Genomic DNA, 22,745 nt, shown 5'->3' on the forward strand with positions numbered 1-22,745 from the left:
ATATACAAAAAGGCATGCCTTAGTACCGAAACTAAGGCATGCCTTTTTCGCATGAAGCGGGATATCCATTTATTTCTATGCAAGCTTGTCGCAGAAAGCTTTGCCGTAGGCAGGCAAGTCAGGCGGTCTTCGTGCAGATACGAGGTTGCCGTCTACGACAACTTCTTCGTCAAGCCATGTGGCGCCTGCATTTTCCATATCGTCGCGAATTCCCGGTGTTGATGTCACTGTGCGACCGTTCAAGATTTTTGCAGAGATAAGCACCCAGCCAGCGTGACAGATTTGTCCGACAGGTTTGCCGGCTGCATCCATTTCCTTCACTATGCGAAGGGCGTCAGCGTAACGACGGATCTTATCCGGTGCCCATCCGCCAGGGACGAGTACGCCATCATATTGAGTTGTATCAATTTCTGCATAAGTATAGTCTGATGTTGCAGGAACACCATATTTGCCGATATAGGTCTTGCCGCGCTCTAGCCCTACCAGATGCACTTCAGCGCCTTCTTCGCGCACACGGTGTACCGGATACCACAATTCTAAATCTTCAAATTCTTCATCTACAAATGCAACAATTCGCTTGCCACTTAAACGCATGAATGTTGTCCCTCCTTCGTATGGTTATAGCAGAGCTTCTCACGGAGCCTCTCCTATTTCTTGCAGTTCTCTCAGAGAATTGGGATTTTTCCCATACAATGTCCATTGTCTCTTTTTCCATTATGACCTACGATCATAGACAACAGGATATCGCGTGTTGTCCATCTATTATTTAACCATATTGCCTGCAAAAAGCATACATGGGCATGTTGATTTGTCTTGGCAACGTGATATTCCTCATTGAAAAAAAGAAAAACGACAATCTGCCCGCTGTTAAAAGTGTAAAAAAATACATATCCACGCATGGAAGGAGATTGTGGAGCGTAGTCGAATATTAGGATAACCCAAAATCGAAATACAGAAATCTGCACAAATTTTCAGCAAGAAGCCATAAGGTTCATCTAGAGATATAGTAAGACTACCTTGTATGTTCAGGGGTGAATGATATGTATACAAGATGCATTTGTGATCATTACATGGATATTACCGTTCGTACCGTTGTACATGCGCGTACAATTCATATCCACCGCGTTCCGGTGGTGACTTGTGTGAGTTGTGGGCGTTCGGAACTGCTTACTTTTGTCAAAAAAGATGTAGCCGCTCTCATACACAGCCGCATGAATATGATTGCTGAGAATCCACTTGCACTTGGGGAAGCTCCTCTGCATGTGTCCTTTGATGAGCAGAATGAGCTGGCCAGTGTCATCGTATCCTTGCTGGATGAAGAAGAAAGCGATGATATGCTGTCTCGATTGGAATGCCGCATTGCAGAGCGTGTCAATCAATTGCTTGATTTGTATTTATTTGCTCGAACATGCAATGACACGTTATGGATGGATGAGCTGCAATGTAGATTAAAACAGATTTCCGGTTTTAGTTTTGAGTCATATCGGGTTAAAATAAGTTAAAGCGCATTTTCATAGATCATTGCTTTGAATATGAATGATCTTCTCATACATGACAGCAATATATATTGAAGCATAGGAGGCACTACGATGGAAGCAGTTACGACGATGGAAGCATTGGAATCACTAATTGAACGGTCGAAGGAGCAGACAGTTATTCTATTCAAGCACAGCACACGCTGTCCAATTAGCGCACATGCGGATGAAGAGATGGTGAAGGTAGCTGAGGATTTCGAGCCGCAAGGGATTGCTATAGGCCGAATACTGGTTGTGGAAAATCGTGATGTCTCGCTCGCGTGTGCGGATATGCTCGGCATTCAGCACGAATCCCCTCAGGTCATCGTATTGCGGGATGGGGAGCCAGCATGGAATGAATCGCATCATGCGATACGATACGACAAGCTGGAGAGCGTCCTTGGGCTATAAACGGTAAATAATGACAAATGGTAGCTGATTTGCTCGTGACATTGCGAATTTTCTGAAAATAGCGTATCATTAACATAATATCAATGGTCGCAACAAATTTATCGTTAATTGGAGAGAAGGATCGTGACGGTAACTATTTATGATGTAGCAAGAGAAGCGGGCGTCTCGATGGCCACCGTTTCCCGGGTTGTCAATAACAACCCGAACGTGAAGCCGCAAACGCGTAAGAAGGTATACGAAGCGATTGAACGTTTAGGTTATCGCCCGAATGCAGTTGCACGCGGACTTGCGAGTAAGAAGACGACAACCGTTGGGGTTGTCATTCCTGATATTTCGAATTCTATCTTTGCCGAAGTAGCGCGCGGTATTGAAGATATTGCCAATATGTATCATTACAATATCATCCTGTGCAATGCGGACAAGAAGAAGGAGAAAGAAATTCGGGTTATTAATACACTGCTGGAGAAGCAGGTGGACGGACTGTTGTTCATGGGCGGAGTTGTTACGGAGGATCATGTTCAAGCATTCCGTACCGCTTCGGTGCCGATTGTTCTCTGTGCAACTACAGATGAGCATGGCATTATCCCATCGGTTGATATCGATCACGAGGCAGCAGCATTTGATGCCGTAAATACGCTTATTCGCCATGGACATCGCGATATTGCGATGATCAGCGGTACGCTTCAAGATCCTGCGAACGGGTTTGCTCGTTTCCAAGGATATAAGCGTGCATTGGAAGGCGCGGGCATCGAATACAAGGAGGACTTGGTTCGAATCGGCAACTACCGCTATGAGTCCGGCGTAGAGGCGATGAAGTACTTCCTCGGCTTGAAGAAGCGTCCGACGGCAATCTTTGCCGCAACGGATGAGATGGCTATCGGTGCAATCCACTGCATTCAAGATGCTGGCTTGAAGGTGCCAGATGACTTCTCTGTCATCAGTGTTGATAATATCCGTATGGCGTCTATGGTTCGTCCGCAATTGACAACAGTAGCTCAGCCAATGTATGACATTGGTGCGGTTGCGATGCGCTTGCTGACGAAGCTGATGAAGAAGGAAAATGTAGAACATTCACGTGTTATTTTGCCGCATGAGACAATACTTCGTTTGTCTGTAAGTGAAGTATAGGGTTATCGGTTGGTGCATGGTGCATGTGAATCAATAAAGATACCATGTTGGTATATACGCAAGGCCCCATGTATTGGGGCCTTTTGTATGATTATGAAGATGATATACATACAGGAGGTAGGTCTCGATGACAAATGCGCATGAAGCGGTTATTGGTATAATTGGGGCGATGGATGAGGAAATCGAATTGCTGCTTCAGGCAGCTCAGCCTGTAGAGCAAGTAGATGTAGCGGGATTGCGTTATTACAAAGGCTCACTTCACGGCAAGCATATCGTGATCTGCAAGTCTGGAGTCGGCAAGGTGAATGCTGCTGTCACCACGCAGGTGCTCATTGACCGCTTCCATGTATCGAAGGTGATATTCACGGGTGTAGCAGGTGCGGTTCATCCAGAGCTGAACATTGGTGATATTGTCATCTCGACATCGTGCATGCATCACGATATGGATGTCACAGCGTTAGGCTTTGCTCCAGGGATCATTCCATTTCAAGAGACTTCGCAGTTTATGGCGGATACGGGTCTTATTGAACTGGCAGAACGCGCGTGTGAACAGCTTGTTCCAGGCCGTTATCGCAAAGGTGTCGTGCTATCAGGCGATCAATTTGTTGCAGATCGGGACAAAGTGCGTCAACTGCATGAGACGTTTGCCGGATCGGCTTGCACAGAGATGGAGGGGGCTGCTGTAGCGCAAGCATGCTTTATTAATCAGATTCCGTTCGTCGTTATCCGCTCAATGTCGGATAAGGCAGACGGCTCTGCTCATGTGAACTTTGCTGAATTCACGGTGGAAGCGTCGCATCGTTCCCATCAAATTGTAGACAGCATGCTGCAAGGACTCACGGTCTAATTGCGAAATCATAGCCTCCAACAGATAAATAGAGCGGCGCAAGCAGTCCCATACATCGGACCTGCCTGCGCCGCTGCTCGTTCTATCGGATATATTCAAGTGCGAGCTCTTTGGCACGTGCATTACGATCTTCGATAATGCTGCGCCTCGGCATTGGCGCCCACTCTGTGGCATCATCGTGCCAGGTATGCGGGAGAGGCACAGGCGATTGCATCGACCACTTCGCTAACCACTGCTGGGGCAATGGCTGCTGGGGGTGGTTCTGTAACGAATGAGCCAGTGGATGCTCACTCATCTCCAGCCATAGCATGCTCCAAGCCCGCGGTACGACACGCCAGATGTCATAGCCGCCGCCGCCAACGGCAACCCACTTGCCATCGCAGTATTGATGAGCAAGCCGATGAATGATACGCGGCATTTCACTGTAGATACGGGTACTGCAGTGCATATGAGATAATGGATCGAGTGCATGAGCATCACAGCCATGCTGGCTGATAATAATGTCTGGCTTGAATGCCGCTGCCGCACTTTGCACGGTTTCAGTGAAGCATTCCAGCCAAGATTCATCCTCCGTATACGGCTCCAGCGGAACATTGACACACGCGCCGAACCCTTCGCCACCGCCACGTTCATGAACGAATCCGGTGCCAGGGAACAGAAACTTCCCTGTCTCGTGGATGGAATAAGTGAACACATCCGGGTTCGTATAGAAGCACCATTGAACGCCATCCCCGTGATGGACATCGGTATCCACATAGAGGACACGTGCTTGGTACGTTTGCTGCAGCCATGCAATCGCAACAGCTGCATCATTATAGACGCAGAAGCCCGCTCCCTTATCGCCGAACGCATGATGAAGGCCGCCGCCTAAATGCAGGGCATGCTGTGATTTTCCTGACATGACTGCCTCGCATGCAGCGATGGAGCCGGCAACTATCGCACATGCCGCTGTATGCATCCCTGTGAAGTAAGGGGTATCCTCGGTATGCAGACCGTATTGTGCAGCACGGGCGACCCATTCGGTTGATGGATTTGGATCGCTGAGATGCTTCACTGCGTCGATATAGTCAGCGCGATGAATGAGGGGCAGCCAGCGTTCGGTATCAGAGGCTTGCGTCTGAAGGCGAATGACAGCGCCTTCATCTATTGCTTCGGCGTACTCTAGCAGGTCATGCGTCATGGCAAGCCGCTGCTGATCGAATGGGTGATCCGCATTAAATCGATAACGGAGGGCTTCCTCATGCATGAAGTATAGGGCCTTACCTGACATGTCCAACATCCCTCTCCTACAATACTAGTACATGAACCGCTGGCGGAATCGGACGCGATCGAATTGCTCTTCTGACGCTAACGGGACGTCCTTGCCGATGCGGACCATAAGGCAGTTGGCAGGGTGGGAACAAATTTCAGGATCATCCGTTGCATACCAGATCATGCCTACGGATTCCATCAATTTCTCCATCATCTTACGATAGTCCCATACGTTCATCCGAGTGCCGTCTAAATCCCAATGCCAATAATATTCAGTCGTAAATACAATATAGCGCTCCATCTGTTCATCTTCAAAAGCCGTCGACACCATGCTTCTGCCAAGGCCCAGCGAGCGATAATCCTTGGCTACCTCGATGGCGCCAAGCTCAATGAGATCATCCATTCCTCCGTCTGACCAGCGCTCTAGTTCATCGGGGTAATGGAAGGTGACATATCCGACGATGGTAGAGCCTTCCCTAGCAATAATAATTCGTCCTTCCGACAAATCCGCGATTTCGATAAGTGCTTGTTGCTGTTCTGCTGGCCTGCGGAATGCCTTCAGATCGGTGTGCATAGTCAAGGTGCGAAGAATATCGGAACGTACGGGGCCTTCGACGACGACAACTCGTTCTCGTTCCGTATGAGGAATAACATGAGCGTAGTATCTCTTCGGATGTTCCACACCGAGCAGCTCCTTTCGTCTCTTCCATTCCGTTATAGCAAAAAAAGGTTGATTTGAAAAGGAAAAGAATAGGCGAAAAAGAAAACGTATGCTATAATGATTTTGCCTTAAAGTTCATGATTTTTTCCCTTGACACCACGAACTGCATCATCGTCCTTTAGTACAGTTCTTCATGAAAGCGATTTATTGCGCTTAGGCGTGAATAGTGAAGCATGAATAAAGAATGAGAAAGACATAGGAGGATGGAACAATATGGGTAACGTGCAGGGAGAAATTATTGCTGCTATAGCAAGCAATCCGAACATGAGTAACTATGAACAATGGTCGGCCGATTTCAAATGGGAAGACGTAGAGAAGCAATTTTCATGGTATGAGACAGGTAAAGTGAATATGGCTTATGAAGCGATTGATCGGCATGTTGCGAACGGGCGTGGTGATAAGGTAGCGCTCTATTATAGCGATGCTGCGCGTGATGAGTCGTATACGTTTGCTGACTTGAGCCGCAAGACGAATCAGTTCGCGAACGTGCTGCGCAAGCTTGGCATTCAGAAGGGAGATCGTATCTTCATCTTCATGCCGCGTACGCCTGAATTGTACGTCAGCTTGCTGGGCTCATTGAAGGTCGGTGCGGTCGTAGGTCCGCTGTTCGAAGCATTTATGGAGACAGCGGTTCGGGATCGTCTGGAGGACAGCGGGGCGGTTGCGATCGTGACGACGCCATCGCTCGTTCATCGTGTTCCTCGCTCCGAGCTGCCAGCATTGAAGAATATCGTTCTTGTTGGCGAGGGCGTAGAACAAGAAGAAGGTATAGTGGATTTTCATGCAGAAATGTCTACAGCTTCCGAGGAAGCTGAAATCGAATGGCTGCAGCGCGAGGATGGACTCCTTATTCACTATACATCTGGTTCGACAGGGAAGCCGAAGGGTGTATTCCATGTTCACAATGCTATGTTGCAACATTATCATACTGGCAATGTTGTACTAGATTTGAAAGAAGACGACGTATATTGGTGTACGGCAGATCCGGGCTGGGTAACGGGGACTTCGTATGGAATTTTCGCACCATGGCTGCATGGGGCTACGAACGTTATTCGCGGCGGACGCTTCAGTCCACAAGACTGGTATGCGACGATTGAGAAATATAAGGTATCGGTATGGTACAGCGCTCCGACTGCATTCCGCATGTTGATGGGTGCTGGAGATGACGTGATTGCGAACTTTAATTTATCGAGCTTGCGCCACGTCTTGTCCGTCGGTGAACCACTTAATCCAGAAGTTGTTCGCTGGGGAATGAAAGTATACAATCATCGGATTCATGATACTTGGTGGATGACAGAGACAGGCGGGCAGCTGATTTGCAATTACCCAGCAATGGCCATTAAGCCTGGTTCCATGGGCCGCCCTGTTCCAGGTATAGAAGCCGCAATTATTGATGATCAAGGCAACGTGCTGCCTCCGTTCCGTATGGGGAACTTGGCAATTCGTACGCCGTGGCCTTCGATGATGCGCAAGGTGTGGAACAACCCTGCCAAGTATGAGGAATACTTCCGTCTGACTGGTTGGTATGTGTCAGGTGATTCTGCCTATATGGATGATGAGGGCTACTTCTGGTTCCAAGGCCGTATTGACGATGTCATTAATACTTCAGGTGAGCGCGTTGGGCCTTTCGAGGTAGAGAGCAAGCTGGTAGAGCATCCGGCAGTTGCTGAAGCAGGTGTTATCGGCAAGCCTGATCCAATGCGCGGTGAGATTATAAAGGCTTTCATTTCTTTGCGGGAAGGCTATACGCCGTCAGACGAATTGAAGGCGGATATAGCGCGGTTCGTTAAGGAAGGATTGTCTGCACATGCGTCTCCTCGCGAGATTGAGTTCAAGGATAAATTGCCGAAGACACGCTCAGGCAAGATCATGCGGCGTGTGCTTAAGGCTTGGGAACTGAACCTGCCAACAGGTGATTTATCAACGATCGAGGACTAATCCCTGAAATCTTGTTGACAAATCCATAATCGTGGGATATTATCCCAATAGCGAAGCGAATCTGCAACGCGAAACGACAAGTACAATAGAATGGACATAACATGTTACCGCAAGGGCATTCGTTATGGAAGTTCAGTCGCTATGTGACTGCCTTCTTAACGTATGCCTTTTTTTGTCGTTGCACCGTTATCGCGAATTCAATCCATGTTGACGGAGAGGGGTATATCCATGAACGGAATGCATCACAAGTGGGGCAGGTCCTTACTGCTGCTTATCATTAGTGCACTTGTCTTAATGACGGCAGCAGGTTGCAGCTCGGGCAGTCAGAAGAATGGGGAATCGAATAACGGCAGCAGTGGAAAGACAACGGAGCAAGCACAAAACAACAACAGCGATGCTGGCAAGACAGATTCATCTGGCGGTGAGGTGTCCGGTGATTTTGAAATTCAGTATTTCGTCGGCGGATATGGGGATCAGGGCTGGAAGAAGATTATCGCTGAGTTTCAGAAGAAGTACCCAAATGTAAATGTGAAAGAGTCAGCAGGCCCGAAAATCAATGATCAGATGAAGCCACGCTGGATTCAAGGCAATCCTCCTGACTTCGTCTACATTGACGGTGCGGGCTCAAATGCAACCCAAATGGTGCAAGATGATCAACTGATGGATTTGACTGATTACTTTAAAGAGGCCAAGAACGCAGACGGCAACAAAATTTCAGATGAGCTGCTGCTGAAGCCAATCGATTACAGCGGCAAAACGTATACGATTCCATTTGTTTTCGGTTCCTGGGGAATTTTCTACGATAAGAAATTCTTTGCAGACAATGGCTGGGCGGAACCGAAGGATTTCGACACTTTTATGAGCGAAGCGAAGAAAATCAAGGAGTCTGGCAAGGTCAACGCACCATTTATATTTACAGGCAAGTATCCATACTATTTCCAAAGTGGTGTGATGGATTCCGCATTCGTCGTGAACAACAACAACGATACTTCGATTCTGCTGGACATGTTCGCTTTGAAGGAAGGCGTATTCAAGAGCGAGCCTGTGAAGAAGGCATTGGAGCAAATGGTGCAAATGCGTGATGCAGGTCTCATTGATCCTGCTTCAGCCCCAATTAACCATATCGATTCGCAAATGCTATTCTTGCAACATAAAAATGCGTTTATCCCGAATGGACTCTGGCTCGAAAATGAAATGAAGAAAGATGTTCCGCAAGGTTTTGAATTCGGTTTCATTCCATCTATTACTCAAAAGCCGGGCGGAAAATTTGTAGCCATTCCATTTACGGCTACGGTTGGCATAGCGAAGAAGGCGAAAAATCCAGCAGCCGCTAAAGCATTCCTTGAATTTTTGTTCACGAAGCAATCCGCCATTACATGGGCGGAAGAGACAGGCGCACTGGGCAACTTGAAAGCGGATTTGGAAAAATCCAATGCGAGTGGGCTGTCCAAGACAGCTATGAAATTTTATAGCTCAGACAATACCATTGTCGCCCCTTACATTGAATTGAATGCGGATGTGGATAAGGTGCGATCAGACTCCACACTCGCGCTTATGATGGGCAGCATTACTCCAGATGAATGGATGGAGCGTATGGAGAAGGCTGCTGCGAAGGCAAGGAAGTAAAGTGTACAGCGGTTAAGAGAGGGATGCATGCGTGAACAGACGTATGCATCCTAATCCGCATTGACAAATTGATGAATGGAGAGCGATAAGGAGGGGGCTGGTTGAACAAGATGGTGCCTGCACAAAAGACTCCTGTTAAGGGGGATGTGAGCGGACGGGTCGGCCTTTCATGGAAGTGTAAGCGCCAGATCTTCATGTTCGTATTTACCGTACCTACGTTGTTATTTTTCTGTTTATTTATGATATATCCGATTTTTCACGGGCTATATTTCAGCTTCACAGATTGGTCGGGAGGATCGGAGACGAAGAACCTAATCGGTATTGATAATTATCGCGAATTAGCGAATGATCCGATTATCGGGAAGGCTATTCTGAATGACTATTTCTTCGTATTCTGGAAAGTAGTTGGCATTGTTGGGCTGGGGGTCTTATTCGCGGTGCTGATGACTCGCTTTCGGATCCGTGGGAGCGGGTTTTTCCGCTCGGTGTTCTTTATCCCGAATATTCTGTCTGTCGTTGTCATTGGAGTGTTATGGAATTATATATACAACCCAAGCATCGGATTCTTGAATTCATTTTTGTCATTGTTCACGGCAGATAAGGTTCAGACGCCATGGCTTGGAGACTCAAATCTTGCGATGTGGATGCTGCTTCCTCCTGCAATATGGGCGGGTGTAGGATTCGTTATGATTCTAGTTATCGCAGGAATCTTGAACATTCCGAAGGATTTATATGAGGCGGCCAGCATCGATGGCGCTCAGGAATGGCAGCAGTTCTGGCGCATTACGATGCCGCTTACGTGGGAACAAATTAAAGTATCGATTTTATGGGTTGTGATGACGACGTTAAATGGATCATTTGTCATCGTATGGATGATGACCGAAGGTGGCCCGGATAATGCGACACAGGTCATGGGCTCGTACTTGTATCAGATGGGATTCCGCCAATTCCATTTCGGCTATGCTTCTGCGATAGGCGTACTTATTCTAATTCTGTCGCTCATTACGACGTTGGCGCTTCAGCGGCTATTGCGCAGAGATGCAATTGAAATGGCTTAACTATTTCGACTGGAAAAGGAGAGGGCGGCCTATGGAATCCATGCAGCAATATCCTCGTAAGCGTTCTTATATGATGGTTAGAGCTTTGATGTATGCATTACTAGGGATATGGACGGTACTCGTCATTTATCCGCTGCTGTGGTCCATCCTTGGCTCGTTCAAGACGAATCAGCAGTTCCTGCTAAATGCGCCATGGAGCTTGCCGGAGTGGCCGTTTGAATGGGCTAATTTTACAACAGTATGGAACAACTATCACCTAGGAACGTACTTCATGAACTCGTTAATTGTTACGGTTGTAAGCACAGTGTTGGCTTTACTGCTTTCTTCAACGACATCATATATTATCGCTAGATTTCCGTTTCGCGGCAGCATGGCACTGTATAATCTATATTTGTCCAGTATGATGATTCCTCTTATTCTTGGATTGATACCGCTGTTTTTTCTACTTTCCAATCTGCATCTAGATAATTCTCTCCTTGGACTGATTCTTGTTTATACGGTGACTAATTTGCCTTTTGGTGTATTTGTACTCGTCGGGTTTTTTCGTTCAATGCCTAAGGAATTGGATGAGGCGGCTTCCATCGATGGAAGCTCGCACTATGGGGTCTTCTTCCGTATTATGCTTCCACTTGCCAAGCCTGGACTCATCTCTGTCGGCATGATGAACGTATTGAACATTTGGAACGAATATATTATTGGTACAGTGCTGGTGAACGATCCTGAGAAGTATACAATTCCTGTCGGCATCGCAATCATGCAGGCAGAGATGCAGTATCGGACAGAATGGGGGCCGTTATTCGCGGGATTGCTGCTCTCAATCATCCCTGTGCTGATTTTATATATGATCTTCCAGAAGCAGATTACAAGCGGCATGATGGCCGGAGCGATAAAATAATGCAGCATCCTAGCAGCTAGGTAAGGGGAGCGGTGTTGCGAAATGAAAATGATGACGTATATGCAGCAAATTGGCCGATCGCTGATGATTCCCATTGCAGTGCTTCCCGCAGCATCAATATTAGTGCGGATTGGAGATATCAAATCCAGTATTCCGTGGGTGGACGCAGCAGCAAGTGTATGTAAATTAGGCGGGAACGCCATTTTTGATCATATGCCGTTATTTTTTGCGGTTGGGGTAGCGATCGGATTAACTTCAGGCCAAGGGGTTGCCGCCTTGGCTGCTGCTGTTGGATACTTCGTATTTACCAATGTCATGAAGCATTTCGAGAATGAAATTGCCCTCGATACGGGAGTGCTTGGCGGGATGCTGTGCGGAGCAATTGTGGCAATATTGTATAAGCGCTATCATGGCATTCGGCTGCCGGCAGCACTCGGCTTCTTCGGGGGCAAGCGCTTCATTCCAATCATCTCTTCACTGGTTATGGTAATTGTAGGAGTTGGAGCCGGACTTATTTGGCCCGCGATTCAAGAGGCTATTCGTGATGCAGGTACCAGTATCATGACCGCGAAAGGCTGGGGAGCGGGCTTGTATGGCTTGTTGAACCGATTGCTCATACCTACAGGATTGCATCATATACTGAACAATATTGCATGGTTTCAAATTGGAGAATATGTAACAGATGCAGGGACGATAGTACGAGGGGATTTGTGGCGGTTCCATGCTGGCGATCCTACGGCGGGAACCTTTATGGCAGGTTTTTTCCCTGTTATGATGTTTGGATTGCCGGCTTACGCACTCGCAATCGTCCGCTCATCTCAAGCGCAGGAACGCAAGCGCATCGCTTCGATAATGCTAACAGCTTCGCTTACAAGCTTCCTGACCGGAATTACGGAACCGCTTGAATTTACGCTTATGCTGACGGCGCCTGTCCTCTACGGGATACATGCGTTGTACACTGGTTTAGCGCTCATGCTTGCAGATCTCATGAGCATACGAGCAGGATTTGGATTTTCAGCGGGCTTTATCGATATGTTCATATCGTGGACAAGCGTAAAGGATGCATTGCTCTTACTGCTGCTTGGCATCCTCTATTTTGGATTGTATTATGCGACTGCGACTATCGCGATCCGGATGTTTCATGTCCACGCATCTGGACGAGAGGAGGAACGGGCGAGCGGGGCAATAAGCCCGAGCCCGACTGCTAGAACACAACATGATGCAGATGCTCTATTGGAACGATTGCTTAGCTATGTAGGAGGAATGGGAAATATTCGCTCTGTTGATGCGTGCATTACTCGACTACGGCTGTGGCTTGAAGATGAATCCAAGGTAGATGAAGTAGGAATTATGTGTCTTGGTGCATATGGAATGATGCGTGTAGCCAAGGGTCACATTCATATTGTGATGGGGACGGATTCGGAGCTGCTGCGAGAGAAGATTGAGCGAAGATTAAGTGTATCGGCATTTATTAACGGTTAGCGGGCACATTCTCAGTTATCCATCAGCTGGGCAGTTCGATTCTTGGAAGGGGAGAGCGGATGATTGAACGAAAGGTTGTTCATGTCCTGTCGCATAATGTGGTAATGGCCAAACTATCCAATGGGAAGAACTCCATTGCCTTTGGCAAAGGGATAGGCTTTCAAAAAAAGCCTGGGATGGAGGTAGATGCATCTGATATTAAACAGGAATTTTTGCTGCACACAACGGATGTGCTGGAGCATTACGAGCATATTCTGCATGCAGTTGATTTCAAGATTATTGGTGTAGTCGAAGAGGTCATCGCTTTCGCTCAGGGGCATTTAGAAGGGGATTTCTCGGAGACGATCCACTCTGCACTCGTTGATCATATTAATTTAGCGATTGAACGCTGCAAGCGCGGGCTTGTCATCAGCAACCCGTTTATGTTCGAAATTCAGCACTTGTATCGAGATGAATACCGAGTGGCAGAACGAGCGATTGACTATTTGAATGATCAGCTGAAAGTGAACTTGCCTCAAGATGAGGTTGCCTTTTTGGCTATGCATTTCCACGGTGCACGAAGGGGCGGTAAGGGCAATAAGTCAGTTGCAGAATTGAAGATGATATCGAGGGTACTGGAGGAAGGAAAGAATATTGGGATAGACTTTGACGAATCACTTTCTACAGTCCTGTTCATCGGACATCTGAAGGGACTCATAGATCGGGTACGGGCAGGGAAGACACTAAATAATCCGCTTCTCGTTCAGATTCGTGAAGAGTATGAAGAAGCCTACGAGAAGGCTGTGTTATTAGCAGGTTGGATTGCAGAAGGGCTGGAGAAGACGGTTCCACCCGAAGAAATCGGATTTCTTACAATGCATTTGGAACGGCTTGTTCAACGGAAAAATGTAAGTATATGAAATGTGATTTTACTTGCAGCGATGACAAGAACATACAGAATGAAAAAAAGGGGGGCGTCCCAAGTCTTTTTAGACTTTTGGGACACCCCCTTCTGTGTAAATTGCTCAGTTATTGACCTGGACGGCAGGAGAGGAAGTAGATTCTCCTGCACTATTTGTAGCAGTCACGTAATACCATCCGCCTGGTGTCAAGGTAATCAACTCAAAGTCCGTTGACGTTGACGAGCCGATGCGTTCGTAAGAGCCGTTCTGGCTCGCACTATAATAGATATAATATTCACTTGGATTGTTGGACGCAGCTTTCCAAGAGAGACGCACGCCCATGTCCGTTAGTGCCGTCTTCAGTCCATTTGGTGCATCAGGTACTTGAGCAGCAGCCCGTTGCGGTTCCTGTCGGCTGCCGTTGTCGACTTCATGACTGCTCTCCTCTCTACCTGAATTGCTGCTCCCTGATTCTGTTGGATCATTGGAACCCGGCGTAGGCGTTACCTCTGTGCCAGCTCCTGAACCATTAGAGCCCCACTGTACAATCTCCGATGGGATCGATTCATGACCGCCCACGTCGACAGCTGTTACATAGAAGTTGTACTGCTTGTTGCCTGATACATAGCCAGTGAATCTCGTCTCTTCTCCGGTCAGAACGGTTCCGCTCTGTTGTTGGTAAGCGCCGCCGCCCATTGATCGATACAGACGGTATCCTACAACATCGGATTCTGGATTGCGCGAGAAGGTGATGCGAACGGCATCGCTCTTCAAGGCAGCGATTCGAACGCTCCGTGGTGCAGAAGGTGCCTTGCCGTCATCCTTGCGCGGATCGACCTTCGCAGGCGCGTCGTTGTTAGCATCTTCTGGCAAGTAATCCGAAAAAGAGCGTCGATTGCTGCTGGATGAGAGATGCCCCAGCGCTTTCTTCAATTCCTCCACGAGCACTTGAATCGGCTTCTCGCGTTTCAGCACTACTTTCTCACCGATCATATCGGCAGGAGTGCTGTCCTGTGGAATATAGTTGACGCCGTCATAGGTGATGTACTTCATGTGAACAAGCGCGTCTTCCTCGGTTTTCGGCACATATTTACGGTTAAAAATATCCGTGACGAATTTGCCGCCGAGTCTCGTTAACTCATTCGGAAGCTTGCCGCTATAACCAGACACAGTCATGCTCACGATACCGTCAGGACGTGTGAACTCCTTCGTGTGGAGCAAATTAGGCTTGGCCTTGTTCACCTCATTCATCACCTTCGACCAGATCTCTGTTGAGCGTGAACGAGCGTCGCGGTTCAGTACATGAATCGGCTTGTCGTAACCGACCCATACACCCATCGTGACATCTGGTGTCGAGCCGATGAACCACGTATCCGCATAGTTCTGGGTTGATCCGGTCTTGGCCGCAACCTCAACTTTCCCGTAGAGATCAAATTCGCCTCTCACGCGGCGCCCGGTACCTCTGGAATCCGTAATGACGGATTTCATCATATCAGTCATCAGGTATGCGCTTTGCTTCGAGACAACTGCTTGCGGATCTTCCTTGTGTTGATACACGATATTGCCATTGGAATCTACAATCTTGCTAATTAAGTACGCATCGTTGAATACGCCCTGATTGGCAATTGCTCCGAACGCGTTCGTAATTTCTTCAACCGTTACTCCATACCGCAAGCCGCCGATGACTCCAGTCTGCGCGTAATAATCTTCAGGCTGAATGGTCGTGATGCCGAGCTTCTGTACGAAGTCCAGCGCCTTCTTCACACCGAGCTTCTCAATATAGATCTTGAGCGCCGGCAAGTTGAGCGATTGACTTAATGCGCTCCGAGCAGTAACAAGACCTTGATAGCGTCCGTTCGCGTTGCCTGGAATATGGTAACCCTTGGAGCCATCCTTGAGTACAATTGGAGCATCGTCCAATATGGATGCGGGTTGAATTAACCCTTGATCCAGTGCCGGCAAGTAAGCTGCGAGCGGTTTCATTGTCGAGCCAGGCTGCTTCAGCATCTGCGTGGCGAAGTTCATCTGCTCGATCTTGAAGTCGCGACCTTCGATCATGCCAAGAATGGCACCTGTTCTATGGTCGACCATCAGCGATGCTACCTGTTCAACACCCTTCGTCTTGCTGTCAGGGGAGAAGTTATCAGGATTAGCAGAGACTCGCTTCATTGCATCATATATTTTCTTATCAATGGTGGTATACACGAGATAACCGCCGCGAAGCAGCTGCTCGCGTGCCGACTGCAGCATATCGTTGTTCTCGCGCTTGCGCAAGTCTGCCTTCGTAAGTCCAGGATTCTGCTGAAGTACGAGTACTTCTGCTGCGGCACGTTCTGTTTCCATCATCAGATATGGATATGTAGCGTATGCCTTCTCCCGAGGCTGGGCAATTGATTTGCGAATATCAAACGCCAGCGCTTCATTATATTGCTGCATCGTAATTTTATTTTCTTCAAGCATTCGCTTGAGAACAAGCTTTTGCCGTTCAATTGCGCGTGCAATCCCTTTTTCATTGACTTCACCTTTACCGGTAAAGGCCGAGTAAGCGGATGGAAGCTGTGGAAGGCCTGCAAGATACGCTGATTGGGCGATGTTCAACTTGCTCAGATTATCAATATTAAAAATACCTTTTGCTGCTGCTTTAATTCCGTATAAGTTGTAGCCTGTTGAACCGTTGCCGAAAGGAACCTTATTCAAGTATGCAACAATAATTTCATCTTTGGACAATACACGCTCCATACGCATGGAGAGCAGTATTTCCTTCGCTTTACGACTGTCGGTACGATCCAAATTCAAAAATACACGTCTTGCCAATTGCTGAGTAAGCGTACTGCCACCTGTCTGCACAGATTGATTCATTACTTTCTGTACAACAGCCCGAGACAGTCCGCGAATATCAACGCCCATATGCTCATAGAATCGATTGTCTTCAATCGCAACAAGGGCATCAATGACGGATTGGGGGATATCTTTTAATGAGACGGGACGACGATCCTCTTCGGTTCGAAGCTGTCCGATCGGATTGCCGTCATTAAAAAAAGCGAATCCGGTTATGGCATTCTCCTGAATCTTCTGCTGAATCATTTCTCGTGGGCGAACCGGTTCGTCCTTGACTAAGGACGTTACATAACCGAGACCAGCGCCACCAGCAAATAAGCCGCATAGCAGGCCGAACAGCATGAGCCACTTCATAACGGACCATATCGTGCGGCCAATCGACCTCTTGCGTGCTGGTCTTTTGCCGCTTTCCGTCACTTTCTCCTCAACCATGCATTATTTCCTCCTTAGTAATTGCAGCGCTTTCCATTATACCATAAAAGTGAGAGGAAAAAGAGCGTCCGTTATCGCATTTCCTGATGATAATATAGCAGGAAAAATAAAAAAATCGCCTCCCGCTAGGGAAGGCGATTGTGGTGTCGCTTCTATGCGATAGAGCGAATCTTATCGGCTGTAGAACTCGACGATTTGCTTTTCATCGATGTCTTGGGACAACTCGCCGCGCTCAGGCAAACGTACGAATTTACCTTCCATAGCAGCTTCGTTGAACTCCATGTATCCTGCCAAGTGATGACGGCCTTCAAGAGCTTCCTTGATCACTTTCAAGTTACGGCTTCTTTCGCGCAAGCCGATTACATCACCAGGAGATACGAGGTAAGACGCGATGTCTACTTTCTTGCCGTTTACAGTCACGTGACCGTGTGCTACCAATTGGCGAGCACCTGCACGGGAGTTGGAAAAGCCAAGACGGTATACCAAGTTGTCCAAGCGGCTTTCGAGCAAGAACATGAAGTTCTCACCAGCGATACCTGGCAATTTGGATGCGCGGTTGAACAGTGTGCGGAATTGCTTCTCGCCCAAACCGTACATGTGGCGCAATTTTTGTTTTTCTTGCAATTGAACGCCGTAGCCGCTCAATTTTTTGCGTTGTCCTGGACCATGTTGTCCTGGAGGATACGCGCGCTTCAATTCTTTACCTGTACCGCTCAAGGAAATTCCAAGACGACGGCTCAATTTAAATTTAGGACCTGTGTAACGTGCCATGTTATATTGACTCCTTCTCAATCAAAATTATCGTTAGATTGTGGGGTGTCATTGCGTCGAAATCATCCTATGCTTTCCGATAATTCGGTCAGCTCCGACTCAGGTTTTCAGCCGCTGCCTAGTTGGTGATGATTATCGTGAGGGTGACACAACAGTTTCGCCCATATACATCACATAATATTATAAGATAGAGTACGCTCCTGTCAAGCTATATAATCAAATTGAGTTACAATCTGATTTCTAGTTAGATCTTTTGGCATGGTTCAAATGGACCAAAAAAATAGAATTGGTTTTCGGGATATAGTACATTTTAATTGCAAAATCATGTATGATAGAAATTGAACAACCTTTCGAAAATGAAGGAGAAGAGGATGACGGAACGTCAACTTCCACAATACACAACTGAATTTGAACCCATAAAGACAGAGACAGAGGATTGCCAAGATCCTGCCCCTGTCGACGAAGAATTGGCATTAGAAGGATGGCTGCTTCAGCGTGACGTGACGACGCATGATTTCCCTTATATTGCCTCGCAATTGCAATCCGCATATCGCGCATGGCTGAAGGATATGCCGTATGAAGCGATTTCTATAATTGGAAGCAGTGCGATTTACGATTATGCTGGAGGATGGTTGGCAGGGGATGAGTCACTGCATGCGGATAGCAGGATAAGTATAGCGTTGAATGAATGCTTGCAAGAACGAACCAAGACAACAGCAGCTATAGACAATGGACAGTTGGTTATCTGCCCGCTGCAGACACGCGAGGGGCAAAATGTATTCGCAGCCGTTGCTTACAAGTTGTCGGCAGCTATGTCGAGTGGAGCCATGACAGCGCTGGAGGCGTGGACACACGCGCTTCGCTCGCAGTTCTACCTTGCATTCGAATATACATTTATTAAGGAACTTATGTACACTCAGCGCATTGTTGAACGAGAATACAAACGCAGAGATGTTCTATATAATGTGGTGCGTCACATGCATGATCGAATTGATGTTGATGCGGTGCTTACGCAAATAATGGAAAGTGTAGAGCGGCTTGTGCCGGAATCGAGCATTGAAGTGTATCTATCACAGGATCATCATAGTGTGAACCCGAAGGTGAAGACACTCGTGTTCAAGTCTTGGGGCGATCCGATTGTCATGCAGGCATTTATGAAGGGAGAGCTATGCTACGGCCGGACGCAAGAGGGTCACACCGAAGTTGCTTTTGCGCTTTGCGGCAAGCAGGGCTCGTACGGCGTACTGAAAGTCTGCTTCCCATACGAGGAACCAGATCCTTCTGACGTACAGCTCATTCAACTCGTGGTCGAGACAGCAGGTACGGCATTTGAAAATGCGCGCCTTCATGAACAGGCCAATGAGGTCATTCAAGAGCTTCGCTTCATTAATGACTTGACGAAACGAATTAATCAGAGCTTGAGGTTACGGGACGTATTCCGGGATGCGACGCACGAATTGCTCCGAGTATTCGGGGCTGAGTTCTGTGTACTGCTGCAGCTCAATGCTGAGAAGAACCGCTTTGAGGTTGTATCCTGCAACCTCGAAGAATTTGATGGCGCCCATATGCCAGCGGATGAGGGATTGTTCGGCTATATGATCTCATTGCGCGAACCAATTATCGTCTCAGACAGCAAGGAACAGAGCCCTACATCCATGCACTTCTTCGAGAAGCTTGGACTGCGCTCTGTGATTGCTGCACCGTTATTTGGCGGAGGTGAGCTGGTTGGAATTGTCGTGCTGGCAGACAAGCGGCCACAGTTCTTTACGTATGAGAATTTGAAACTGTTACAAATGCTTGCCACTCATATCGGCCTTGCGATTGCCAACGCCACCTTGCATGCTAGGGTGAAGCATCTTGCCAACAAAGATCAGCTGACTGGTCTCTATGCTCGGCATTATTTGGATAAGCAGATTGATCGGCTGCAAAAAGACGACTTTTGCGGTTCATTGATCGTAGCGGATATCGATTACTTTAAACAGATTAACGACTCGTATGGCCATCAAATTGGCGATAAAATCTTGAACCAAGTCAGCCGGATTATTCGTACTTCAATTCGGGAGACTGATATTGCAGCTCGTTGGGGCGGTGAAGAGCTTGCGATTTATTTGCCACAGTTGACCCTGCCCCAAACACTACGGGTGGCTGAACGCATACGAGCCCGGGTTGCGAACGAGACAGACCCGCGGGTAACAGTCTCATGCGGCATCGCGGACTGGAACTGGCAGGATGAGAAGATCAGTGTTGAATCCCTGTTCTACCGTGCGGATGTCGCCTTATATGAAGCGAAGCATGGCGGCCGCAATCAGATTCAAATGAGCAAGAAGGAGCAGTAAGCATCATTTTGATGCGCCGCATAATTCCAAAACAGACGTGACACGCTAAAAGAGGCAGGAATGCAAATTCCGACCTCTTTTTTTCGTTCATTTACAGTGGAGGTGACTTAATGACCATAGCACGATCAACATTACGGGAGAAGCGGCGCCGTGTCGTATGGACGGCAACTTTGCTGCTTGTTGCGCTTATTGCTCATGGATGTTCGATTGCCGACCATACTCCTCCTGATGCATTGCTCGATAGAGCGCTCAATGGAATGGCAGGCAAGGATCAGTTCCGCTTTCAGGGCATGGCCGAAATCCGAACAGGCAAAGATAAACTGCTAGCCAAGCAGCTGCGATACGAGGGGGAAATTCAACAGCATAAGGGCACCCATATGCGAATCAGTCCTCAAGCGGAGCAGACAACGACCGAGGGCAGATGGAATCCTCTGCGACAATTGGAAGAGCTTCGAATCGATGGGGCGAAGCGGGTGAAGCTGCTGACGGATTCTGATCCAGTTGTTCAGACGCATGCTGGGTTGCCCAACCAAATGCGTGTAATGAGCATCGATGCGAAGCAGCGGGCAGACCTGATTCCATTGCAAATCGTAATCGGTGCAGATCAGGCAAAGCGCATGTATACCAAACAATTGCTTGAAGATTACGAACGGCTGATTACACCGAACGTGCAGCTGCAGCAAATGAAGGGCAGTATGTCGCAGGCTGATGAGCAAAAGCTTCAGAAGGAGTTAGCAGCTCTTGCTGCCCAAGGCCGCAAGGAGCTCCATGCAAGACTGGAGGATGCAGCGGTGCAGGCGAAGTATGTCGTGTGGGTGAATAAGCGAGACTCACTCCCTGCCTATGTCGAAGGTTGGATAACGTCATCCTATAAGGAGCAAGGGGAACCGAGAGAAGAATTGGTTCACACGCAGTCTCAATTCATATATGAGTAGAAGTCTGCTGTACCGTGCAGGAACACGCTGACTCTGCATGATCATCGTGATACAATGATAATCGTAAGTTCATGTTAACCGATCGAGGAGGAACCATAGGATGAAGGACCCAAGAATAGAACAGCTTGCGAAAAACTTGGTTGGATACTCAGTCGATGTACAGCCAGGGGAAAATATCCTTGTAGAGATGATTGGATCTGAGCGTGAATTGGTTAAGTGTATAGTGGATGAGATTGCGAAGCGCGGCGGTCGTCCATTTGTACAGCTGACGGATCGTTCTGTACTGCGTTCGCTTCTCATGAATGCAACCAAAGAGCAGATGGAGACATGGAAAGAGTATGATCTGCTTCGGATGCAGAATATGCAGGGGTACATTGGAATCCGTGCTGGTGAGAATGCAAACGAATTGGCCGATGTGCCAAAAGATAAGATGGCGTTGTACGAATCAATCTATTCCCATCCAGTACATATGGAAGAACGCGTTAAACGTACGAAATGGGTTGTGCTTCGCTATCCGAATGCCTCCATGGCTCAGCTGGCGAACACGTCGACAGAAGCATTTGAGGACTTCTACTTCAATGTTTGCAACTTGGACTACTCCAAGATGGATGCTGCGATGGATTCCTTGAAAAACTTGATGGATCGTACAGACAAGGTGCGCTTGGTCGGACCAGGAACAGATCTCAGCTTCTCCATCAAGAACATTGGTTCTGTCAAATGCTCCGGACAACGGAACATTCCAGACGGAGAAGTGTACACGGCTCCAGTGCGTGATTCGGTGAATGGCACTTTGTCCTACAACACACCGTCCATCTATAACGGGTTCACATTCGAGAATGTGAAATTCCGTTTTGAGAACGGTAAAATTGTGGAGGCAACAAGCAATGATACAGATCGCTTGAACGAAATCTTGGATTCGGATGAAGGGGCTCGCCACATCGGTGAATTTGCAATTGGCGTCAATCCGTATATTTTACACCCGATGAAGGACATTCTGTTCGATGAGAAGATTGCAGGCAGCATTCATTTCACACCGGGGCAAGCCTACGATACTGCTGATAACGGCAATCGCTCATCCATCCACTGGGACCTGGTTCTGATCCAGCGTCCAGAGTACGGGGGCGGCGAAATGTACTTTGACGATGTGCTTCTTCGCAAAGACGGCCGCTTTGTTATTCCAGAGCTGGAATGCTTGAACCCTGAACATTTGAAGTAGTCTATATTTGCCTGCTTCATCTGATGGATTTCACCTTGCGCCCAGCCTCTTATTCACGGTATGATGGAAGCGTATAAATTAGATGTGATTTACTGAGACGGAGGGATTTCAATGTCTAATAACACGGCAATTGTGGAAATCTCGCAAACAGCGAACAAATTCAGATCTTCGATTGTGTTACAAGCCGACAACAAATACATTGACGTAAAAAGTATTCTTGGTTTGTTCACGACACTCGTTGGCAATCAAGCGTATGAACTGCATGTTCATGGACCGGATGTAGACGAAGCGAAAGTAGCTATGTCTGAAGTATTCGAGAAGCATGGTCTGAATGTAACTGTTGTAGCCGAATAATTCGGATCGAGAATTGGGGGGGTCGGGACGTATTGTCTCGGCTCTTCTTTCTTTTGGACAAGCACTTTCTGCTTATTATTGAGATACGCTGTTACTTTTTTGCTCTCTCAA

Annotated in this window: 19 protein-coding genes; 14 read left to right on the forward strand and 5 right to left on the reverse strand. The window is 47.7% G+C overall.

Annotated elements, in window-relative coordinates:
- Positions 1-75: 75 nt before the first annotated feature.
- The gene (locus BBG47_RS01585) at positions 76-594 is read right to left on the reverse strand and encodes a type 1 glutamine amidotransferase domain-containing protein (RefSeq protein WP_065290255.1); all 519 of its coding nucleotides are present in this window, start codon (positions 592-594) and stop codon (positions 76-78) included.
- A 446-nt stretch (positions 595-1,040) separates the two neighbouring features.
- Between BBG47_RS01585 and BBG47_RS01590 the strand changes: the two genes are divergently transcribed.
- From BBG47_RS01590 to BBG47_RS01605, 4 genes are all read left to right on the forward strand, one after another.
- Positions 1,041-1,502 (forward strand): hypothetical protein, encoded by a 462-nt coding sequence (locus tag BBG47_RS01590; protein ID WP_065290256.1) that lies wholly within the window; start codon positions 1,041-1,043, stop codon positions 1,500-1,502.
- A gap of 87 nt (positions 1,503-1,589) precedes the next feature.
- Complete coding sequence (gene ytxJ / locus BBG47_RS01595; protein ID WP_065290257.1) at positions 1,590-1,925, forward strand: bacillithiol system redox-active protein YtxJ; 336 nt, start codon at positions 1,590-1,592, stop codon at positions 1,923-1,925.
- 123 nt (positions 1,926-2,048) lie between these two features.
- Positions 2,049-3,053 carry a catabolite control protein A gene (ccpA, locus tag BBG47_RS01600; protein WP_021256693.1) on the forward strand — a complete coding sequence of 335 codons (1,005 nt, stop codon included), beginning with the start codon at positions 2,049-2,051 and terminating at the stop codon, positions 3,051-3,053.
- Between the two features lie 127 nt (positions 3,054-3,180).
- Positions 3,181-3,900: a 5'-methylthioadenosine/adenosylhomocysteine nucleosidase gene (locus tag BBG47_RS01605; protein WP_065290258.1), complete on the forward strand. Its 720-nt coding sequence runs from the start codon at positions 3,181-3,183 to the stop codon at positions 3,898-3,900.
- Between the two features lie 82 nt (positions 3,901-3,982).
- Here BBG47_RS01605 and BBG47_RS01610 read toward each other — a convergent pair whose 3' ends face one another.
- Together BBG47_RS01610 and BBG47_RS01615 are read right to left on the reverse strand one after the other, a co-directional pair.
- On the reverse strand, positions 3,983-5,170 hold the full coding sequence (locus BBG47_RS01610) for an acetoin utilization protein AcuC (protein ID WP_065290259.1): 1,188 nt from the start codon (positions 5,168-5,170) through the stop codon (positions 3,983-3,985).
- Between the two features lie 24 nt (positions 5,171-5,194).
- Positions 5,195-5,833: a GNAT family N-acetyltransferase gene (locus BBG47_RS01615; protein WP_065290260.1), complete on the reverse strand. Its 639-nt coding sequence runs from the start codon at positions 5,831-5,833 to the stop codon at positions 5,195-5,197.
- Positions 5,834-6,085: 252 nt separating this feature from the next.
- On the opposite strand from BBG47_RS01615, the gene acsA reads away from it, so the two are divergent.
- The 6 genes from acsA to BBG47_RS01645 all read left to right on the forward strand — a co-directional run bounded on the left by acsA (position 6,086) and on the right by BBG47_RS01645 (position 13,770).
- Complete coding sequence (acsA, locus tag BBG47_RS01620; protein WP_065290261.1) at positions 6,086-7,810, forward strand: acetate--CoA ligase; 1,725 nt, start codon at positions 6,086-6,088, stop codon at positions 7,808-7,810.
- 228 nt (positions 7,811-8,038) lie between these two features.
- A complete protein-coding gene (locus tag BBG47_RS01625; protein ID WP_083189027.1) occupies positions 8,039-9,436 on the forward strand; it encodes an extracellular solute-binding protein in 1,398 nt (465 codons plus the stop codon).
- Between the two features lie 110 nt (positions 9,437-9,546).
- On the forward strand, positions 9,547-10,494 hold the full coding sequence (locus BBG47_RS01630) for a carbohydrate ABC transporter permease (RefSeq protein ID WP_065290332.1): 948 nt from the start codon (positions 9,547-9,549) through the stop codon (positions 10,492-10,494).
- Between the two features lie 40 nt (positions 10,495-10,534).
- Positions 10,535-11,389, forward strand: a complete 855-nt coding sequence (locus tag BBG47_RS01635; RefSeq protein WP_065290333.1) for a carbohydrate ABC transporter permease — start codon at positions 10,535-10,537, stop codon at positions 11,387-11,389.
- A gap of 42 nt (positions 11,390-11,431) precedes the next feature.
- Positions 11,432-12,871: a PTS transporter subunit EIIC gene (locus BBG47_RS01640; protein ID WP_065290262.1), complete on the forward strand. Its 1,440-nt coding sequence runs from the start codon at positions 11,432-11,434 to the stop codon at positions 12,869-12,871.
- Positions 12,872-12,930: 59 nt separating this feature from the next.
- A complete protein-coding gene (locus BBG47_RS01645; protein WP_065290263.1) occupies positions 12,931-13,770 on the forward strand; it encodes a PRD domain-containing protein in 840 nt (279 codons plus the stop codon).
- A 105-nt stretch (positions 13,771-13,875) separates the two neighbouring features.
- Here BBG47_RS01645 and BBG47_RS01650 read toward each other — a convergent pair whose 3' ends face one another.
- Positions 13,876-17,022, reverse strand: coding sequence for a penicillin-binding protein 1A (locus tag BBG47_RS01650; RefSeq protein WP_065290264.1), 3,147 nt, complete (start codon positions 17,020-17,022; stop codon positions 13,876-13,878).
- A 171-nt stretch (positions 17,023-17,193) separates the two neighbouring features.
- A complete protein-coding gene (rpsD, locus tag BBG47_RS01655) occupies positions 17,194-17,793 on the reverse strand; it encodes a 30S ribosomal protein S4 (RefSeq protein ID WP_021256682.1) in 600 nt (199 codons plus the stop codon).
- A 371-nt stretch (positions 17,794-18,164) separates the two neighbouring features.
- Between rpsD and BBG47_RS01660 the strand changes: the two genes are divergently transcribed.
- From BBG47_RS01660 to BBG47_RS01675, 4 genes are all read left to right on the forward strand, one after another.
- Positions 18,165-20,129 (forward strand): GGDEF domain-containing protein, encoded by a 1,965-nt coding sequence (locus BBG47_RS01660; RefSeq protein WP_065290265.1) that lies wholly within the window; start codon positions 18,165-18,167, stop codon positions 20,127-20,129.
- Between the two features lie 110 nt (positions 20,130-20,239).
- The gene (locus BBG47_RS01665; protein ID WP_065290266.1) at positions 20,240-21,064 is read left to right on the forward strand and encodes a hypothetical protein; all 825 of its coding nucleotides are present in this window, start codon (positions 20,240-20,242) and stop codon (positions 21,062-21,064) included.
- 100 nt (positions 21,065-21,164) lie between these two features.
- The gene (locus tag BBG47_RS01670; protein ID WP_065290267.1) at positions 21,165-22,280 is read left to right on the forward strand and encodes an aminopeptidase; all 1,116 of its coding nucleotides are present in this window, start codon (positions 21,165-21,167) and stop codon (positions 22,278-22,280) included.
- A gap of 111 nt (positions 22,281-22,391) precedes the next feature.
- Positions 22,392-22,634 (forward strand): HPr family phosphocarrier protein, encoded by a 243-nt coding sequence (locus tag BBG47_RS01675; protein WP_021256678.1) that lies wholly within the window; start codon positions 22,392-22,394, stop codon positions 22,632-22,634.
- The last annotated feature ends 111 nt before the right edge of the window (positions 22,635-22,745 follow it).

The organism is Paenibacillus sp. KS1 (assembly GCF_001680695.1).
Taxonomy (GTDB): Bacteria; Bacillota; Bacilli; order Paenibacillales; family Paenibacillaceae; genus Paenibacillus_B; species Paenibacillus_B suaedae.

Coding starts and splice junctions, on each gene's coding strand:
- BBG47_RS01590 (WP_065290256.1), top strand. CDS start 1,041: ATGTATACAAGATGCATTTGTGATCATTACATGGATATTACCGTTCGT.
- BBG47_RS01645 (WP_065290263.1), top strand. CDS start 12,931: ATGATTGAACGAAAGGTTGTTCATGTCCTGTCGCATAATGTGGTAATG.
- BBG47_RS01665 (WP_065290266.1), top strand. CDS start 20,240: ATGACCATAGCACGATCAACATTACGGGAGAAGCGGCGCCGTGTCGTA.
- ytxJ (WP_065290257.1), top strand. CDS start 1,590: ATGGAAGCAGTTACGACGATGGAAGCATTGGAATCACTAATTGAACGG.
- BBG47_RS01675 (WP_021256678.1), top strand. CDS start 22,392: ATGTCTAATAACACGGCAATTGTGGAAATCTCGCAAACAGCGAACAAA.
- BBG47_RS01660 (WP_065290265.1), top strand. CDS start 18,165: ATGACGGAACGTCAACTTCCACAATACACAACTGAATTTGAACCCATA.
- acsA (WP_065290261.1), top strand. CDS start 6,086: ATGGGTAACGTGCAGGGAGAAATTATTGCTGCTATAGCAAGCAATCCG.
- BBG47_RS01625 (WP_083189027.1), top strand. CDS start 8,039: ATGAACGGAATGCATCACAAGTGGGGCAGGTCCTTACTGCTGCTTATC.
- BBG47_RS01630 (WP_065290332.1), top strand. CDS start 9,547: ATGGTGCCTGCACAAAAGACTCCTGTTAAGGGGGATGTGAGCGGACGG.
- BBG47_RS01670 (WP_065290267.1), top strand. CDS start 21,165: ATGAAGGACCCAAGAATAGAACAGCTTGCGAAAAACTTGGTTGGATAC.
- BBG47_RS01585 (WP_065290255.1), bottom strand. CDS start 594: ATGCGTTTAAGTGGCAAGCGAATTGTTGCATTTGTAGATGAAGAATTT.
- BBG47_RS01640 (WP_065290262.1), top strand. CDS start 11,432: ATGAAAATGATGACGTATATGCAGCAAATTGGCCGATCGCTGATGATT.
- BBG47_RS01605 (WP_065290258.1), top strand. CDS start 3,181: ATGACAAATGCGCATGAAGCGGTTATTGGTATAATTGGGGCGATGGAT.
- rpsD (WP_021256682.1), bottom strand. CDS start 17,793: ATGGCACGTTACACAGGTCCTAAATTTAAATTGAGCCGTCGTCTTGGA.
- BBG47_RS01635 (WP_065290333.1), top strand. CDS start 10,535: ATGCAGCAATATCCTCGTAAGCGTTCTTATATGATGGTTAGAGCTTTG.
- BBG47_RS01610 (WP_065290259.1), bottom strand. CDS start 5,170: ATGTCAGGTAAGGCCCTATACTTCATGCATGAGGAAGCCCTCCGTTAT.
- BBG47_RS01650 (WP_065290264.1), bottom strand. CDS start 17,022: ATGGTTGAGGAGAAAGTGACGGAAAGCGGCAAAAGACCAGCACGCAAG.